Consider the following 15,236-nt stretch of genomic DNA (forward strand, 5'->3'; position numbering starts at 1 on the left):
GTAGCGATCCTGAGCCCAAGGATCGCCTTCAGGCCAATGTGAGGACCGTCTACCCCGGAAACGCACGAGGCGGGCACCGGCTCCCCCGGGCCCGCCTGCGCGGTGTCGTGCCGGTGTCCACCGGCCCGCTACGCGGTCGCTAGACCGTGAGCAGCGCCTCCAGCGGGGCGCTGTTCAGCGCCGGCTCCAGGCGGGCGCGGCCGCTGAGGAAGCCGAGCTCCATGAGGACGGCGAGACCCGCGACCTCGGCGCCGGCCCGGCGGATGAGCTGGACCGAGGCCTCGGCGGTGCCGCCGGTGGCGAGGACGTCGTCGACGATCAGGACGCGGTCGTCGGCGGTGAGGTCCTCGGCGTGCACCTCGAGCTCCGCCGAGCCGTACTCCAGGTCGTAGGCCTGGGCGAGGGTGGCTCCGGGGAGCTTGCCCGCCTTGCGTACGGGGATGAAGCCGAGGCCGGCGCGGACGGCGACCGGGGCGCCGAGGATGAAGCCGCGGGCCTCCAGGCCGACGACTTTGGTGGCGCCGGTGCGCTCGGCGATCTCGGCGAGAGCGTCGGTCAGGGCGGTGAACGCCGCCGGGTCCGCCAGAAGCGGGGTGATGTCCTTGAACATCACGCCCGGCTCCGGGTAGTCGGCCACGTCGCGGATGCGGCTGAGCAGCAGCTCCCTGATGTCGGTCATCGGCGCTTCCCCGAGGGGCGGCCGCGGCCGCGGCCGCGGGAGGCCGGCTGGTTGCGCGGCCCGACCACCGCGGGTGCGGCGTCGTCCTCGGGCTCGTCGGCGTACACCTCCGCGTCCTGGACCTCGGTCTCGCCCTGGGCGGCGGACTGCGCCCGCTTGGCCAGGACGCGCTTCCTCAGTGCCTTCATCGCCGGCTCGCGCTCCTTGAGGTCGGCGACGAGCGGCGTGGCGATGAAGATCGAGGAGTACGCACCGGCGGCGAGGCCGACGAACAGCGACAGCGAGATGTCGTTCAGCATGCCGGCGCCGAGGACGCCGCCACCGATGAACAACAGGCCGGCGACCGGCAGCAGCGCGACCACCGTGGTGTTGATGGAGCGGACCAGAGTGCTGTTGATCGACCGGTTGGCGACATCGCTGTAGGTCCAGCGGGTCTGCTTGGTGAGGTCCTTCGTCTGTTCCTTGAGGCTGTCGAAGACCACGACCGTGTCGTAGAGCGAGTAGCCGAGGATGGTCAGCAGACCGATCACCGTGCCCGGTGTGACCTCGAAGCCGACCAGGGCGTAGATGCCGACCGTGATGGTGATGTCGTGGATCAGGGCGACGAACGCCGCGACGGCCATACGCCACTCGAAGGCGATCGCCAGGTAGATCACGACGAGGACCAGGAAGATGCCGAGGCCCTGCCAGGCCTTGTTGGCGATCTGCTCGCCCCAGCTCGGGCCGACCAGTTCGGCGTTGATCTGCTCAGAGTCGATCTTGAGGTCGTCGGCGAGTGTGCTCTTGATCTCGTTCGCCGCGCCGGTGTCGATGCCGGCGACCTGGATGCGCAGGCTGCCGTCGCCGAGTTTCTGGACGATCGCGTCGTGGCCGGAGGCCTCTTCCGCGTACTCCTCCGCCTGGGACACCGAGACGCTGGTGTTCTTCGGGGTGTTGAAGACCGCGCCGCCCTGGAACTCGATGCCCATGTTCAGCCCGCGGACCGCCAGACCGGCGATGGCCAGGATGGTGATCAGGATGGAGAGGCCGTACCAGATCTTGCGGTTCTTGACGAAGTCGTAGCCGATCTCGCCACGGTGCAGTCGGGCGCCGAGGGTGCCGAGTTTCGACATCTCAGGCCTCCTTCGGGTCGACGGGGGCGGCGGGGCGGCGGGTACGGCGCAGCGGCGGCTGGGCGCCCAGGCTCTTCGGGTCGAGGCCCGACCACTTGTGGCCGTTCGCGAAGAACGGGCGACGGGCCATCAGGGTGAGCAGCGGCTTGGTGAAGAGGAACACGACGACCACGTCGAGCAGGGTGGTCAGGCCGAGCGTGAACGCGAAGCCCTGGACCTTGCCGACCGTGACGAGGAAGAGCACCGCGGCGGCCAGGAACGACACGAAGTCGGAGACCAGGATGGTGCGCCGGGCGCGCGGCCAGGCCCGCTCGACTGCGGGGCGCAGCGAGCGGCCCTCCCGGATCTCGTCGCGGACGCGTTCGAAGTACACGATGAACGAGTCCGCCGTGATGCCGATGGCGACGATGGCACCGCAGACGGCCGGCAGGTTCAGCGCGAAGCCGATGGCCGGGCCGAGCAGGGCCATGAGCGTGTAGGTGAGGGCGGCGGAGACCAGCAGCGAGAGGATCGCGATGAACGACAGACCGCGGTAGTAGGCCAGCAGATAGATGACGACCAGCGCGAGACCGATCGCGCCGGCGATCAGCCCGGCCTGCAGCTGGTCACCGCCCAGCGCGGCGGTCACGGTCGTCATGCTGTCGACCTTGAAGGTCAGCGGCAGCGCGCCGTACGACAGCATGTTGGAGAGGTCCTGGGCGGACTGCTGGTTGAAGTTGCCGGAGATCTCGGCGTTTCCACCGGTCAGAGCCTGCCGGACGTACGGGTCGGAGACCACCTCGCCGTCCAGGACGATCGCGAACTGGTTCTGCGGGGACTGGTTCTGCGCCAGCTTGCCGGTGATGTTCGCGAACTTCTTGGCGCCGGCGTCGGTGAAGTCCATCGTCACCGTCCAGCCCGCACCGGTCTGCGTGTTCAGGACGGCCTGGGCCTTGTCGACGTCCGTGCCGTCGACCTCGGCGGGGCCGAGGATGTACTTCTGCCACTGTTCCTGCGCGTTCTTGCCGCAGGCCAGCGTCGGGTCGGAGGCCTTGACGCCGTCGCCCACGGTGGCGCGGGACTTCTCGTCGGTGCAGTCGAGCTTGGCGTACTTGGCCTGCAGCGCGCTCGCGTCGGCCTCGGCGGTGCCGCCGCTCGCCGACGGGGAGGGGCTGGCCTTCGCCTTGTCCGAGGCGCTCGCGGACGGCGTGGCGTCGGCCTTCAGCGCGTCGGTGACCGCGCGGCCCTGGGTGGTGGGCGTGGCGGACGGGGAGGCGGAGCCCTTGTCGGTGGCCTCGGGCTTGTCGGTGGCCTTGCCGGACGGCTTGTCCGTGGGGCTGCCGGTGGGGCTCGGGGAGGGGCTGGCCGTGCCCTTGCCGCCGGAGACCTCGGTGGCGAGGACCGGGCGGAAGTAGAGCTTGGCGGTGGTGCCGACCTGCTTGCGGGCCTGCTCCGAGTTGGTGCCCTTGGGAATGTTGACGATGATGTTTTCCCGGCCCTGCGTCTGGACCTCGGACTCGGAGACGCCCAGACCATTGACACGGCGCTCCATGATGGAGACGGCGGTGTCCATATTGGTCTTGTTGATCGCCGACTCGTTGCCGGCCTCGGGGACCGCGCGGAGCGTGATGCTCGTACCGCCGGCCAGGTCGATGCCGAGACGCGGCTTCGTGTGACCCGAGGCGAACATCCCACCGGTGAGCGCCGCGATGGCGATCAGGATCAGGGCCAGCGAGCGCCCCGGCTTGCTCTGGGCGCTCGCGTTCCTGCCCTTTTTAGGTGTGGCCACCTTCTCGTACTCCCTCTCGGGCCACCTCGCTCCGGATCGGCGGACGGGCGGCCATGACATGGTGTCGGGATTCCGTGCGAGCTGGGCGTGTCCCGGGGTGCGCGGGCCGGACCCGCGCACCCCGGGACACGACTACTTCGCCTCGGAGTCGCCGTCGGTCTTCTTCGGCTCTGCGTCCGCCTTCGCCTCGGCGGCCGGGGCGTCGTCGGCCACGGCGTCGGCGGCCGGCTCGTCGGCCGCGTCCTTCTTGCCGAGGTCGACGGCCTTGTCGTCGGCGGCGGAGTCGCCGGTCTCGGTGAGGGAGGAGGCGTCGTCCGGGACGATGTCGGCGTCGGACTTCAGGTCGTGCTCGACGCCGTGGACGATGCGGTTGTACTCGTCGTCGGTGAGGACGGCACCGATCGCGTTCTTGGCGAAGAGGAGATCGACGCCGGGGCCGGCGTCGACGAGGACGGTGTCCTCGTTGACCTCCTTGACCGTGGCGTACATGCCCCCGATGGTGCGGATACCGCTGCCGGGCTGCATCTGGTTCCGCATGTCGGCGGCGGCCTGCTGCTTCTTCTTTGCCGACCGGGTCATCAGGAACATGGCCCCGATGAGCACGATGAACGGGAGGAGGGTCAGGAGACTCACGGGTCGGTACTTCCTTCACACGACCGCGCTGTGAGCGGCCAGATGGTTGGGGGTGTGTACGCCGCCGGCAAAGGCGGCATCGGCGGAGTCTAAGCGAGTCCGCGCGCAGGGAACAACGCTCAGCATGGCACCGGGGTTCCTGCTCCGGCCAATGACCTCGCCGCCCGGAGCCGTGACGGCGCCGTCACGCCCCGAACAGGTCCTGTTGTCCGTTTCCGGCGGTCTGGGAGCGTGGCGGGGTGAGGCCGAGATGCGCCCATGCGGCGGGTGTGGCGACCCGGCCGCGGGGGGTGCGGGCCAGCAGGCCCTCCCGTACGAGGAAGGGCTCGGCGACCTCCTCCACGGTCTCACGTTCCTCCCCCACCGCGACAGCGAGTGTGGAGAGGCCGACCGGACCGCCGCCGAACAGCTTGAGCAGGGCCTCCAGCACGCCCCGGTCGAGGCGGTCGAGGCCGCGCGCGTCCACCTCGTACACGGCGAGGGCCGCCGCCGCGATGTCCCTGGTGATCAGGCCGTCGGCCTTGACCTGCGCGTAGTCGCGGACGCGGCGCAGCAGGCGGTTGGCGATCCGGGGCGTGCCGCGGGAGCGGCCGGCGATCTCGGCGGCGCCCTCCGGCTCGATCTCGACCTCCAGGAGGCTGGCCGAGCGGTGGATGACCCGCTCCAGTTCGGCCGGTTCGTAGAACTCCATGTGCGCGGTGAAGCCGAAGCGGTCGCGCAGCGGGGGCGGGAGCAGACCGGCCCGGGTGGTGGCGCCGACCAGGGTGAAGGGGGGCAGCTCCAGCGGGATGGCCGTGGCGCCCGGGCCCTTGCCGACGATGACGTCGACGCGGAAGTCCTCCATCGCCATGTACAGCATCTCCTCGGCGGGCCGGGACATGCGGTGGATCTCGTCGAGGAAGAGGACCTCGCCCTCCTGGAGGGAGGAGAGGATCGCGGCGAGGTCGCCGGCGTGCTGGATGGCGGGGCCCGAGGTGATGCGGATGGGGGCGCCCATCTCGGCCGCGATGATCATCGACAGGGTGGTCTTGCCGAGGCCGGGGGCCCCGGAGAGCAGCACATGGTCCGCCGTCGCGCCACGCGCGCGTGCGGCGCGCAGCACGAGGTCGAGCTGCGCGCGGACCTTCTCCTGGCCGATGAACTCGTCCAGGTCCTTGGGGCGCAGGGCGGCCTCGACGGCCTGGTCCTCACGGTCGGCGACGGAGTCCACCAGCCGCTCGGCGGCATCGGCGTCGGTCGTGTCGTCCCAGTTCATGGAGTGTGCCTCGGAATCTCGGTACGGAGGTACGGTCTGCTCGGACTAGCGGGCGCGGTTCAGCGTCTGCAGGGCCGCCTTCAGCAGCTGCCCGACCTGGGGCGTGCCCCCGGCGGCCTCGGCCTGCGGGGCCACGGCGGTCACCGCCTCGTCGGCCTCCCGGGTCGCGTACCCGAGACCGATGAGAGCCGCGTGCAGCTGGTCGCGCCAGCCGGTGCTGACCGGAGCCCCCACGGCCGGGGAGCCGACGGGCGCGCCGAGCCGGTCCTTCAGCTCCAGGAGCAGCTTCTGGGCGCCCTTCTTGCCGATGCCGGGGACGGCGGTGAGGGCCTTTTCGTCGGCGGTCGCGACGGCCCGGCGCAGTGCGTCCGGGCTGTGCACGGCGAGCATGGCCTGGGCCAGCCGGGGACCGACACCGCTGGCCGTCTGGAGCAGTTCGAAGACCTGCCGCTCGTCGTCGTCGGCGAAGCCGTACAGGGTGAGGGAGTCCTCGCGTACGACCAGGGACGTGTGGAGCTTGGCGGGCTGCCCCATGCGGAGTGTGGACAGCGTGTTCGGCGTGCACTGCACGGCCATGCCGACACCGCCGACCTCGACGACCGCGGCGTCGGGAGCGAGTGCGGCCACTGTGCCGCTGACGAAGGCGATCATGCCGTACGGCCTTTCGGTGCTTTGGCGGTGTGCAGGGCGACGGCCTGCTGGAGTCGGTTCTGCGCGGGGGCGCGCCAGATGTGGCAGATGGCGAGGGCGAGGGCGTCGGCCGCGTCGGCGGGCTTGGGCGGGGCGCTGAGCCGGAGCAGGCGGGTGACCATGGCGCCCACCTGGGCCTTGTCGGCCCGGCCGCTGCCGGTGACGGCTGCCTTGACCTCGCTCGGGGTGTGCAGCGCCACGGGGATGCCGCGGCGGGCGGCGCAGAGCATGGCGACGGCGCTGGCCTGGGCGGTGCCCATCACCGTACGGACGTTGTGCTGGCTGAAGACCCGCTCGACGGCGACGCATTCGGGCCGGTGCTCGTCGAGCCACTGCTCGATGCCCTGCTCGACGGCGACGAGGCGGTGGCCGAGGTCGGCGTCGGCGGGCGTGCGGACGACACCGACGCCGATCATCGTGAGCGGCCGTCCGGCGACGCCCTCGACGACGCCGACACCACACCGGGTCAGCCCCGGGTCCACCCCCAGTACGCGCACGCGCCCTCCCCTTTTTTGCGGCTGAACCGCCGCCGCTCTCGCGGACCTGGCTGAGCACCGTCGTGGTTCCTCAATTGAGGGTCGCGGTCCGTGGACGGTGATCTTTGGCTACGCCAGGCTATCCGTTGCCACCGACAACGACAGCGGGCCGGAAGACGTGTGTCCCCCGGCCCGCCGAGATCGCGGCATTCGCGGCGCGTTACGCGTCGACCTTCTCCATGACCTCGTCGCTGACGTCGAAGTTGGCGAAGACGTTCTGCACGTCGTCGCTGTCCTCCAGCGCGTCGATCAGCTTGAAGATCTTCTTGGCGCCCTCCTCGTCCAGCTCGACCTGCATGGTCGGGACGAAGTTGGCGTCGGCGGAGTCGTAGTCGATGCCGGCGTCCTGGAGGGCGGTGCGGACCGCGACCAGGTCGGTGGCCTCGCTGAGGACCTCGAAGCTCTCGCCGAGGTCGTTGACCTCCTCGGCGCCCGCGTCGAGCACGGCGGTCAGCACGTCGTCCTCGGACAGCTCGCCCTTGGGGACGATCACGACGCCCTTGCGGTTGAACAGGTACGACACCGAGCCCGGGTCGGCCATCGAGCCACCGTTGCGGGTCATGGCGACGCGGACCTCGGAGGCGGCGCGGTTGCGGTTGTCGGTGAGGCACTCGATGAGCACCGCGACACCGTTCGGGCCGTAGCCCTCGTACATGATCGTCTCGTAGTCGGCGCCGCCGGCCTCCAGGCCCGCGCCGCGCTTGACCGCGGAGTCGATGTTCTTGTTGGGGACCGACGACTTCTTGGCCTTCTGGATGGCGTCGTAGAGCGTCGGGTTGCCATCGATGTCGGCGCCGCCCATCCGCGCCGCGACCTCGATGTTCTTGATCAGCTTCGCGAAGAGCTTGCCGCGCTTGGCATCGATGACGGCCTTCTTGTGCTTCGTCGTGGCCCATTTAGAGTGGCCGGACATCTGCCTGTCTCCTTCGCGTAACCCATCTCAGCAACGAACGCAGGAATCCTACAAGGACTCGGCTGTCCGGTCCGCCCGCACCATGTCGACGAACAGGGCGTGGACGCGGTGGTCGCCGGTCAGCTCCGGGTGGAACGACGTGGCCAGCGCGGTGCCCTGGCGGACCGCGACGATGTGGCCGTCGTGCTCGGCGAGCACCTCGGCCCGGGCGCCGACGGACTCCACCCAGGGGGCGCGGATGAAGACGCCCTCCACCGGGTCGCCCTCGACGCCCTGGAGGGCGACGGCCGCTTCGAAGGACTCGTTCTGCCGTCCGAAGGCGTTGCGGCGCACGATCATGTCGATGCCGCCGATGGTCTCCTGGCCCGAGCGCGGGTCGAGGATCTTGTCGGCGAGCAGGATCATGCCGGCGCAGGTGCCGTAGACGGGCATGCCGTCCCGCACGCGCGCGCGGAGGGGCTCCATCAGGCCGAACAGGACGGCCAGCTTGGAGATGGTGGTGGACTCGCCGCCGGGGAGGACGAGGCCGTCGACCTCGGCGAGTTCCTCGGGGCGCCGCACCGGCCTGGCCACGGCGTCGGCCGCGGCCAGGGCGACGAGGTGCTCCCGAACGTCGCCCTGGAGGGCCAGGACGCCTATGACGGGGGTGTCGCTCATGGGTTCCTGTGCCTTACCAGCCGCGGTTGGCGTAGCGCTCGGCCTCGGGGAGGGTGTCGCAGTTGATGCCGACCATGGCCTCGCCCAGGTTGCGGGAGGCGTCGGCGATGATCTTCGGGTCGTCGTAGAAGGTGGTGGCCTTCACGATGGCGGCGGCGCGCTTGGCCGGGTCGCCGGACTTGAAGATGCCGGAGCCGACGAAGACGCCCTCGGCGCCGAGCTGACGCATCAGGGCCGCGTCGGCGGGGGTGGCGACACCGCCGGCGGAGAACAGCACGACGGGGAGCTTGCCGAGCTCGGAGACTTCCTTGACCAGCTCGTACGGGGCGCGCAGCTCCTTGGCGGCGGCGTAGAGCTCGTTGTTGTCGTAGCCGCGCAGGCGGGCGATCTCGTTCTTGATCTGGCGCAGGTGGCGGACGGCCTCGACGACGTTGCCGGTGCCGGCCTCGCCCTTGGAGCGGATCATCGCGGCGCCCTCGGCGATGCGGCGCAGGGCCTCACCCAGGTTGGTGGCACCGCAGACGAACGGCGTGGTGAAGGCCCACTTGTCGGAGTGGTTGACCTCGTCGGCGGGGGTGAGGACCTCGGACTCGTCGATGTAGTCGACGCCGAGGGACTGCAGGACCTGGGCCTCGACGAAGTGGCCGATGCGGGACTTGGCCATGACCGGGATCGAGACGGCCTCGATGATGCCCTCGATCATGTCCGGGTCGGACATGCGGGCCACGCCGCCGTCCTTGCGGATGTCGGCCGGGACCCGCTCCAGGGCCATGACGGCGACGGCGCCCGCGTCCTCGGCGATCTTCGCCTGCTCCGGCGTGACGACGTCCATGATGACGCCGCCCTTGAGCTGCTCGGCCATGCCGCGCTTCACACGGGCGGTGCCGGTCTCGGGAGCCTGGTTTTCGGAGATGGACACGGGTGACCTCGCTGGTGGGAAAGGGGGTTTCTGCAGCACTGAGGAAACGCGAGAGAACCAGGCCACAGCAAGGGCCAATAGGAACGCCGTGGATCCTTTTGGGCCGGTCGGCCGGAGAACGCCGTGTGAACGGGGCTCAGGCGGCCCGGTCCACCAGGGCCGCCGGAGGCTCGTCGTCCATTTCGAAGGCCATCGGGAAGGGCGCGTGACCGGCCAGGCGGAACCAGCGCACCTTGCGGTGCCGGCGCAGGGCCCGGGCCGCCCGTACGGCGTCGTTGTGGAAGCGCCGGGCCATCGGCACCCTGCGCACCGCCTCGGTGAGTTCGCGGGCCGCTTCCTCTCCCCCGGGCGCCTCGCGCACCGCCTCCACCTGCGGGGCCTCCCCGAAGACGGCCCTCAGCGCCTGGCTCAGGTCGCTCTCGGCGACCTCCCGCTGCTCCTCCTCGGCCTGCCGGGCGGCGTGCGCGGCCTCGTACAGCACGATCGAGGCGGCCGGGTCCAGGACACCCGCCGTCGCCAGTTCCTGCGCCACCGAGGCCCGGCGCAGCAGTTGCGCGTCCAGGGCGGCCCGGGCGGCGTCGATCCGGGCGTGGAGTCGGTCGAGCCGGCCGGCGGTCCAGCTCAGGTAGAGCCCGATCGCGACCAGGGCGACGACGATCCAGATGAGAGTGGTGGTCACGGGCGGCAAGGCTAGCGGCACGAGCGTCCTCGCCGTTCACCCTGCCCGGCCCGTGGTCGGCCGCCGGGCCCGGTCTCAGTCCCGGGCGAACCCCAGCCGCCCCCACAGCCCGGTCGTCCGCTCGTCCTCGGCCACCGCCGCCGCTCCGGCCGTCACCGTCTCGTAGACGGACAGGATGTCCGCGCCGACGGTCGACCAGTCGAAGCGCCGTACGTGGGCGCTCCCCCGCCGGCGCAGCTCCGCCCGCCGCTCCGGGTCCGCCAGGAGCTGTACGGCCGCGTCGGCCAGGGCGTCGGCGTCCTCCGTGGGGAACAGTTCGCCGGCCGCCCCCCGGTCCAGGACCTGGGCGAAGGCGTCCAGGTCGGAGGCGAGGACGGGAGCTCCGGCGGACATGGCCTCGACGAGGATGATGCCGAAGCTCTCGCCGCCGGTGTTGGGAGCGACGTACAGGTCGACGCTGCGCAGGAAGCGGGCCTTGTCCTCATCGCTGACCATGCCGAGGAACTCGACGCGGGAGCGCAGCTCGGCCGGCAGGGACGCCACGGCCTCCTCCTCGTCTCCGCGCCCGGCGACCAGCAGCCGGGTCTGCGGGCGCGCGGCGAGGATCTTCGGCAGGGCCTTCATCAGCACCGGGAGTCCCTTGCGGGGCTCGTCGATGCGCCCTATGAAGCCGACGGTGTCGCCCTGCCACTCCGCCTTGGGTTCGGCCTCCGCGAAGAAATCGACGTCGACACCGTTCGGGATCACCACGGCGTCGCCGCCGAGGTGCTCGACGAGGGTGCGGCGGGCGTACTCGCTCACCGCGATGCGGGCGCTGATCTTCTCCAGGGCGGCCTGGAGGATCGAGTACGCGGCGATCATCGCGCGGGAGCGCGGGTTGGAGGTGTGGAAGGTCGCCACGATCGGCCCCTGGGCGGCCCAGCAGGTCAGCAGGCCCAGCGAGGGCGAGGTCGGCTCGTGGATGTGGATGACGTCGAACGCGCCGTCGTGCAGCCAGCGGCGCACCCGGGCGGCGCTCAGGAAGCCGAAGTTCAGCCGGGCCACCGACCCGTTGTACGGGACCGGCACCGCGCGCCCGGCCGAGACCACGTACGGCGGCAGCGGGGTGTCGTCGTCGGCCGGGGCCAGGACGGACACCTCGTGGCCGAGGCGGAGGAAGTACTCGGCGAGGTCGCGGATGTGGAACTGGACGCCGCCCGGTACGTCCCAGGAGTACGGGCAGACGATGCCGATCCTCACGGGCGCCCCTTCTCGGGGTCGAGGTCCGTGAGCCACAAGCGCTGCAGCATGTGCCAGTCCTCCGGATGGTCGGCGATCCCCGTGGCGAAGGCGTCGGCCAGCGCCTGTGTCATGACGGACGTCTTCTCGGCGCGCGTGCCTGACTCGGGGACCTCGACGGGCGGATGGACCCGGCCCCGCATCACGGGCGAGCCGTCGTACCAGAGCGTGACGGGCAGCAGCAGGGCGCCCGTCTGCTGGGCGAGCAGCGCCGGTCCGGCCGGCATGCGGGCCGTGTCACCGAAGAAGTCCACCTCGACGCCCGATGCGGACAGGTCGCGGTCGGCGACCAGGCAGACCAGGCCGCCGTCGCGCAGCCGCCGGGCCAGGGTGCCGAAGGCCGTGCCGCCGCTGTGCGGCAGGACCTCCATGCCGAGGCCCTCGCGGTAGGCGACGAACCTGTCGTACAGCGTCTCCGGCTTCAGGCGCTCGGCGACCGTCGTGAACGGGATGCCGAGCTTCGTGGTGACCCAGGCACCGGCGAGGTCCCAATTGGCCAGGTGGGGCAGGGCGACGATGACGCCCTTGCCGGCGTCCAGGCCCTCGGTGACGTGGTGCAGGTCCTTGACCTCGACTCCGCCCTTGATCCGCTCCTTGCTCCAGGCCGGGAGGCGGAACGACTCCATCCAGTAGCGCAGGTAGGAGCGCATGCCCGCGCGGGACAACGCGGCGAGACGCTCGGGGCTCGCGCCGGGCACCACGCGCGCGTAGTTGCTCTCCAGGCGCTGGACGCCCTTGCCTCGCTGCTTCCAGGCCATGTCGGCGATGGTCCGGCCGAGCCGTACGGCGACCGGCTCTGGGAGCTTCTTGACCGTGCTCCAGCCAAGGCCGTACAGCGCGTCCGTCAGCCGGTCCTGTGCGCTCACGTGGCCGCCTCGCTCCCGTGGGAGGCGTTGTGCTGCTTGCCCTCGGTGTCCTGCGCGGCCGCACCGTCCTGCGAGGCCGCACCGTCCTGCGAGGCCGCACCGTCCTGGGCGGCCGCCGCCTCCTCGGCCTCGGCGGACTCCCGGCGGACCGTGACGACCCGCTGGATCAGCGTGACGAGGCTGCCCACGGCGACGATCCACAGGGCGACGGGCAGCAGGTACTGGATGCCGGGCACACCGAACGCGTGCAGACCCGCGAGCCCGGCCGCGACCAGGGAGATCACCAGACGCTCGGCACGCTCGACGAGCCCGTTGACCGCGACCGGCAGGCCGATCGACTCGCCCCGGGCCTTGGTGTACGACACCACCTGGCCGCTGGCCAGGCAGAAGATCGAGACGGCGCACAGGACGAGGTCGTCGCCCCCGCCGGCGTACCAGAGGATGAAGCCGCCGAAGATCGCGCCGTCGGCGACCCGGTCGAGCGTGGAGTCCAGGAAAGCGCCCCAGCGGCTGGAGCGGCCGAGCTGACGGGCCATGTTGCCGTCGACGAGGTCGGAGAACACGAACAGCGTGATCACGACCGTGCCCCAGAAGAACTCGCCCATGGGGTAGAAGACCAGCGCGCCCGCGACCACACCGGCGGTACCGATGAGCGTGACGGTGTCGGGGCTGACGCCCCGGCGGATCAGAAACGCGGCGAACGGTGTGAGGACACGCGTGAAGAATGCACGCGCGTACTTGTTCAGCATGGCCTTCCCGAGGGTCGGTGTCGCCGTCTGGCCCCTGCTGGCCACCGGCTGGCCCATCGTAGTCACGCGCGCGCGTGGCCGAGGTGCGGGCACCCGCACCCCTTTCGGGGGAACCCTCGGGCCGCTGGTGGGCGGTGCGGTCACGTCGTTCGTATGGACGCACCGTGACGGGAGTGGGAAGGTCGAATGACCGCGGGCGTCGCCGGAGCCGCCACCGCTGGGGGTGCCCCCGGACGGAGTCTGGGGGAGGATCCCGCGTGTCCGCGCCCACAGTGACCTCACCGTGCACGGGAGGCAGGATCATGGGCGACAAGGCACAGACACACCCTGGGGCCGCCGGCAGGGCACGAGCGGCCGACCACCCTCAGTCCGTACGGAATGTGGTGCTGGTCGGCCACTCCGGATCGGGAAAGACCACGTTGGTCGAAGCCCTCGCGCTCACTGCGGGGGCGGTGAACCGGGCGGGCCGCGTGGAGGACGGCGGCACCGTATCCGACTACGACGACATCGAGCACCGGCAGCAGCGCTCGGTACAGCTCTCCCTGGTACCCGTCGAGTGGGACGGCATCAAGGTCAACCTGCTCGACACCCCCGGATACGCCGACTTCGTCGGTGAACTCAGGGCCGGTCTGCGCGCGGCGGACGCGGCCCTCTTCGTCGTCTCGGCCTCGGACGGTGTGGACGGCTCGACCCGCATGGTGTGGGAGGAGTGCGCGGCCGTGGGCATGCCCCGGGCCATCGTCGTCACGCACCTGGAGTCGGCGCGTTCCGACTTCGAGGAGATGACCCGGACCTGCGCGGAGGCCTTCGGCGCGGACGATCCCGACGCGGTCCTGCCGCTCTACCTGCCGCTGCACGGCCCCCAGGCGCCCGACGGGCACGCGCCCGTGACCGGGCTGATCGGGCTGCTGTCGCAGAAGCTGTTCGACTACTCGACCGGCGAGCGCAAGGAGTCCGAGCCGGGCGAGGACCAGCTGCCGGTGATCGAGGAGGCTCGCAACCGGCTCATCGAGGGGATCATCTCGGAGAGCGAGGACGAGACCCTCATGGACCGCTATCTCGGCGGGGAGCCGGTCGACGTCAAGACACTCATCGAGGACCTGGAGCGGGCCGTCGCGCGCGGGGTCTTCTTCCCCGTCCTGGCCGCCGCCCCCGCGGGTGAGGGCGCCCGGCAGGGGCTCGGCACCGTGGAACTGCTGGAACTGATCACGCGGGGCTTCCCGACGCCCCTGGAGCACGAGACGGTGCGGGTCACGACCATCGACGGCAAGCCGCGCGAGCTCAAGCCGTGCGACCCGGACGCCCCGCTGGTCGCTGAGGTCGTGAAGACCTCCTCGGACCCGTACGTGGGCCGGCTGTCTCTGATCCGCCTGTTCTCCGGCACCCTGCGCGCCGACCAGACGGTCCACGTCTCCGGGCACGGGCTGGCCGACCGCGGGCACGAGGACCACGACGTCGACGAGCGGATCGGCGCCCTGTCCACGCCGTTCGGCAAACAGCAGCGCCCGGTGTCGCACGTCATCGCGGGCGACCTGGCCTGTGTGGCGAAGCTGAGCCGCGCCGAGACCGGGGACACCCTGTCCGCCAAGGACGACCCGCTGCTCATGGAGCCGTGGCAGATGCCCGACCCGCTGCTGCCGCTGGCCATCCAGGCGCACAGCAAGCCGGACGAGGACAAGCTGTCCCAGGGCCTGGCCCGGCTGGTGGCCGAGGACCCGACGATGCGGCTGGAGCAGAACCAGGACACCCGCCAGGTGGTCCTGTGGTGCCTGGGCGAGGCACACGCCGATGTCGCCCTGGAGCGGCTGCGCAGCCGGTACGGCGTCCAGGTCGACGTCGTCCCCCACCGGGTGTCCCTGCGCGAGACGTTCGCGACCAAGTCGGCCGGCCGGGGCAGGCACGTCAAGCAGTCCGGCGGGCACGGGCAGTTCGCGATCTGCGAGATCGAGGTCGAGCCGCTGCCCGGCGGCTCCGGCATCGAGTTCGTCGACAAGGTCGTGGGCGGCGCGGTGCCCCGGCAGTTCATCCCGTCGGTGGAGAAGGGCATACGGGCCCAGGCGGCCAGGGGAGTGGCGGCCGGGTATCCGCTCATCGACGTACGGGTGACCCTCCTGGACGGCAAGGCGCACTCGGTGGACTCCTCCGACGCCGCCTTCCAGACGGCCGGGGCGCTCGCCCTGCGGGAGGCCGCGGCCGACGCGAAGATCCATCTGCTGGAGCCGGTGGCCGAGGTGTCGGTGCTGGTCGGCGACGACTTCGTGGGCGCCGTGATGAGCGACCTGTCGGGGCGCCGCGGCCGGGTGCTCGGCACCGAGCAGACACCCGGCGGGCGCACTCTGATCCGGGCCGAGGTGCCCGAGATCGAGATCGGCCGCTACGCGATCGACCTGCGGTCGATGGCGCACGGCACAGCGGGGTTCAGCCGCCGGTACGCCCGGCATGAACCGATGCCGCAGCAGATCGCGGACCGGGTGCGTGAAGAGGAGCGCAAGGCCTCGTAGT

At 71.1% G+C, this 15,236-nt stretch carries 15 protein-coding genes; 1 reads left to right on the forward strand and 14 read right to left on the reverse strand.

The window, feature by feature from the left end; genetic code table 11:
- Positions 1–139: 139 nt before the first annotated feature.
- The 14 genes from IO24_RS0124830 to pgsA form a co-directional block, all read right to left on the reverse strand.
- Complete coding sequence (locus IO24_RS0124830) at positions 140–679, reverse strand: adenine phosphoribosyltransferase (protein WP_031139020.1); 540 nt, start codon at positions 677–679, stop codon at positions 140–142.
- Positions 676–1,791 carry a protein translocase subunit SecF gene (gene secF, locus IO24_RS0124835; protein ID WP_031139022.1) on the reverse strand — a complete coding sequence of 372 codons (1,116 nt, stop codon included), beginning with the start codon at positions 1,789–1,791 and terminating at the stop codon, positions 676–678. Before secF ends, IO24_RS0124830 begins: the two co-directional genes overlap by 4 nt.
- A 1-nt stretch (position 1,792) precedes the next feature.
- On the reverse strand, positions 1,793–3,559 hold the full coding sequence (gene secD / locus IO24_RS0124840) for a protein translocase subunit SecD (RefSeq protein ID WP_031139024.1): 1,767 nt from the start codon (positions 3,557–3,559) through the stop codon (positions 1,793–1,795).
- 132 nt (positions 3,560–3,691) lie between these two features.
- Positions 3,692–4,192, reverse strand: a complete 501-nt coding sequence (gene yajC, locus IO24_RS0124845; RefSeq protein ID WP_031139026.1) for a preprotein translocase subunit YajC — start codon at positions 4,190–4,192, stop codon at positions 3,692–3,694.
- Between the two features lie 184 nt (positions 4,193–4,376).
- The gene (ruvB, locus tag IO24_RS0124850) at positions 4,377–5,447 is read right to left on the reverse strand and encodes a Holliday junction branch migration DNA helicase RuvB (RefSeq protein ID WP_031139028.1); all 1,071 of its coding nucleotides are present in this window, start codon (positions 5,445–5,447) and stop codon (positions 4,377–4,379) included.
- 45 nt (positions 5,448–5,492) lie between these two features.
- The gene (gene ruvA / locus IO24_RS0124855) at positions 5,493–6,098 is read right to left on the reverse strand and encodes a Holliday junction branch migration protein RuvA (protein ID WP_031139030.1); all 606 of its coding nucleotides are present in this window, start codon (positions 6,096–6,098) and stop codon (positions 5,493–5,495) included.
- The gene (gene ruvC / locus IO24_RS0124860; protein ID WP_031139032.1) at positions 6,095–6,634 is read right to left on the reverse strand and encodes a crossover junction endodeoxyribonuclease RuvC; all 540 of its coding nucleotides are present in this window, start codon (positions 6,632–6,634) and stop codon (positions 6,095–6,097) included. The genes ruvA and ruvC overlap by 4 nt, the downstream gene beginning before the upstream one ends.
- 199 nt (positions 6,635–6,833) lie before the next feature.
- Entirely contained in the window at positions 6,834–7,586 is a 753-nt protein-coding gene (locus tag IO24_RS0124865; RefSeq protein ID WP_031139034.1) for a YebC/PmpR family DNA-binding transcriptional regulator, read from the reverse strand.
- 48 nt (positions 7,587–7,634) lie between these two features.
- Positions 7,635–8,243 (reverse strand): pyridoxal 5'-phosphate synthase glutaminase subunit PdxT, encoded by a 609-nt coding sequence (gene pdxT / locus IO24_RS0124870; protein WP_031139036.1) that lies wholly within the window; start codon positions 8,241–8,243, stop codon positions 7,635–7,637.
- 13 nt (positions 8,244–8,256) lie between these two features.
- Positions 8,257–9,162, reverse strand: coding sequence for a pyridoxal 5'-phosphate synthase lyase subunit PdxS (pdxS, locus tag IO24_RS0124875; protein WP_031139038.1), 906 nt, complete (start codon positions 9,160–9,162; stop codon positions 8,257–8,259).
- A 136-nt stretch (positions 9,163–9,298) separates the two neighbouring features.
- Positions 9,299–9,841 (reverse strand): LemA family protein, encoded by a 543-nt coding sequence (locus tag IO24_RS0124880; protein WP_031139041.1) that lies wholly within the window; start codon positions 9,839–9,841, stop codon positions 9,299–9,301.
- A 75-nt stretch (positions 9,842–9,916) separates the two neighbouring features.
- Positions 9,917–11,080 (reverse strand): glycosyltransferase family 4 protein, encoded by a 1,164-nt coding sequence (locus tag IO24_RS0124885; RefSeq protein WP_031139043.1) that lies wholly within the window; start codon positions 11,078–11,080, stop codon positions 9,917–9,919.
- Positions 11,077–11,985 carry a phosphatidylinositol mannoside acyltransferase gene (locus tag IO24_RS0124890; protein ID WP_031139045.1) on the reverse strand — a complete coding sequence of 303 codons (909 nt, stop codon included), beginning with the start codon at positions 11,983–11,985 and terminating at the stop codon, positions 11,077–11,079. Before IO24_RS0124890 ends, IO24_RS0124885 begins: the two co-directional genes overlap by 4 nt.
- Entirely contained in the window at positions 11,982–12,791 is an 810-nt protein-coding gene (gene pgsA, locus IO24_RS0124895; protein WP_045296497.1) for a phosphatidylinositol phosphate synthase, read from the reverse strand. Before pgsA ends, IO24_RS0124890 begins: the two co-directional genes overlap by 4 nt.
- Positions 12,792–13,036: 245 nt before the next feature.
- Here pgsA and IO24_RS0124900 point away from each other — a divergent pair, with 245 nt between their 5' ends.
- Positions 13,037–15,235 (forward strand): elongation factor G-like protein EF-G2, encoded by a 2,199-nt coding sequence (locus IO24_RS0124900; protein WP_031139049.1) that lies wholly within the window; start codon positions 13,037–13,039, stop codon positions 15,233–15,235.
- The last annotated feature ends 1 nt before the right edge of the window (position 15,236 follow it).

It is taken from the genome of Streptomyces flavovariabilis, from assembly GCF_000725785.1.
Lineage (GTDB): Bacteria > Actinomycetota > Actinomycetes > Streptomycetales > Streptomycetaceae > Streptomyces > Streptomyces hawaiiensis.